This window comes from Nonomuraea aurantiaca, from assembly GCF_020215705.1.
GTDB lineage: Bacteria > Actinomycetota > Actinomycetes > Streptosporangiales > Streptosporangiaceae > Nonomuraea > Nonomuraea aurantiaca.
Genome location: NZ_JAIWNB010000099.1, coordinates 1 through 2,233, shown reverse-complemented (window position 1 = coordinate 2,233; position 2,233 = coordinate 1). Strand labels below are relative to the sequence as shown.

1 protein-coding gene is annotated in these 2,233 nt (G+C 68.7%); it reads right to left on the bottom strand.

Going from position 1 to position 2,233, the window contains the following annotated elements; translation table 11 throughout:
* On the bottom strand, nt 1-2,233 hold a 2,233-nt coding region (locus LDL49_RS56305; protein ID WP_225303169.1), incomplete at both ends, for a phosphoketolase family protein.

The following is a 2,233-nucleotide window of genomic DNA, read 5'->3' as shown; positions in this document are numbered from 1 at the left end:
TCACGGGTGTGGGCGCGGGCGCGCAGGCGGGCGTCGGTCATCCGCTGGCGGAGGTGGGCCTGGGCGGAGCCGAGTCCCGGGGTGCGGTCGATGACGTCGGTGACCAGATGGTAGCGGTCGATGTCGTTGAGCATGGCCATGTCGAAGGGTGTGGTGGTGGTGCCCTCCTCCTTGTAGCCGCGGACGTGCAGGTGGGCGTGGCCGTGGCGGCGGTAGGTGAGGCGGTGGATGAGCGCGGGATAGCCGTGGAAGTTGAAGATGACGGGCTTGTCGGTGGTGAACAGGGTGTCGTATTCGTTGTCCGGGAGGCCGTGCGGGTGCTCCGACGGCGGTTGCAGGCGCATCAGGTCGACGACGTTGATGACGCGGACGCGTAGTTCGGGCAGGTGCTCGCGGAGCAGGGCGGTGGCGGCCAGGGTTTCCAGGGTGGGGATGTCACCGGCGCAGGCGAGCACGACGTCGGGGTCGGTGCCCTCGTCGGTGGAGGCCCAGGGCAGGATGCCCAGGCCGCGGGTGCAGTGGGCGATGGCCTGGTCCATGGTGAACAGGTCCAGGATCGGCTGCTTGCCGGCCACGATGACGTTGACGTAGTCGCGTGAGCGCAGGCAGTGGTCGCCGACCGACAGCAGGGTGTTGGCGTCGGGCGGCAGGTAGACGCGCACCACGGACGCCTTCTTGTTGACCACGACGTCCAGGAAGCCGGGGTCCTGGTGGGAGAAGCCGTTGTGGTCCTGGCGCCAGACGTGTGAGGACAGCAGGTAGGTGAGCGAGGCGACGGGCCGCCGCCAGGGGATCTTCTGGGAGGACTCCAACCATTTGGCGTGCTGGTTGAACATGGCGTCGATGATGTGGATGAACGCCTCGTAGCAGTTGAACAGGCCGTGCCGCCCGGTCAGCAGGTAGCCCTCCAGCCAGCCCTGGCACAGGTGCTCGCTGAGCACCTCCATCACCCGGCCGCCGGGGGCCAGGTTCATGTCGGTCGGTTCGAGGCGGGCGTTCCAGGCCCGGTCGGTGACCTCGAACACGGCCGACAGCCGGTTGGAGTCGGTCTCGTCGGGGCCCATCAGCCGGAAGGTGCGCGGGTTGGCGGCGATCACGTCGCGCAGCAGCCCGCCGAGCACTCGGGTGGGTTCGCTGGACTGGGTGGCGGGCGTCTTCACTTCGACGGCGTGGGTGCGGAAGTCGGGCAGTCGCAGCGGCTGGAGCAGTTCGCCGCCGTTGGTGTGCGGGTTGGCGCTCATCCTGCGGTCGCCCGGCGGCACCGTCTCCCGGATGGAGGCCACCGGACGGCCGTTGTCGTCGAACAGCTTCTCGGGCCGGTAGGAGCGCATCCATTCCTCCAGCATCGCCAGGTGTTCGGGGTTCTCCCTCACTTTGGCCAGCGGCACCTGATGGGCTCGCCAGGTGCCTTCCACCGGCAGCCCGTCCACGACGCGGGGTCCGGTCCAGCCTTTCGGCGTGCGCAGGATGATCATGGGGAGGCGGTCGGAGCGGTCCTGCTGGTACTCGGCGATCTGGTCGAAGGCGATGTCGAGGGTGGTGGCCATCTCCTGGTGGTCGGGGCCGACCAGGTGGGGGCGGTAGCCGTAGCCCTCCATCAGCGACAGCAGTTCGCTCTCGGGGATGCGGGCCAGGACGGTCGGGTTGGCGATCTTGTAGCCGTTCAGGTGGAGGATCGGCAGCACCACGCCGTCATGGGCCCGGTCGAGGAACTTGTTGGAATGCCAGCTGCCGGCCAGCGGCCCGGTCTCGGCCTCGCCGTCGCCGATGACGCAGGCCACGACCAGGCCGGGGTTGTCGAAGGCGGCGCCGTAGGCGTGCGCGAGGGAGTAGCCCAGCTCGCCGCCCTCGTGGATGGAGCCGGGTGTCTCCGGGGCGGCATGGCTCGGGATGCCGCCGGGGAAGGAGAACTGCCGGAACAGCCGTTGCATCCCGGCGGCGTCCTGGGAGATGTCCGGGTAGCGCTCGGTGTAGGTGCCCTCCAGCCAGGCGTGCGCTACTGCTGCGGGGCCGCCGTGGCCGGGGCCGGCGATGTAGATCATGTCCTGGTCGCGTTCGCGGATGATCCGGTTGAGGTGGGCGAAGCAGAAGTTCAGCCCCGGTGTGGTGCCCCAATGGCCGAGCAGGCGGGGTTTGATGTGCTCCGGGGTCAATGGCGTCTTGAGCAGTGGATTGTCCAGTAGATAGATCTGGCCCACCGACAGATAGTTCGCCGCGCGCCAGTACGCATCGA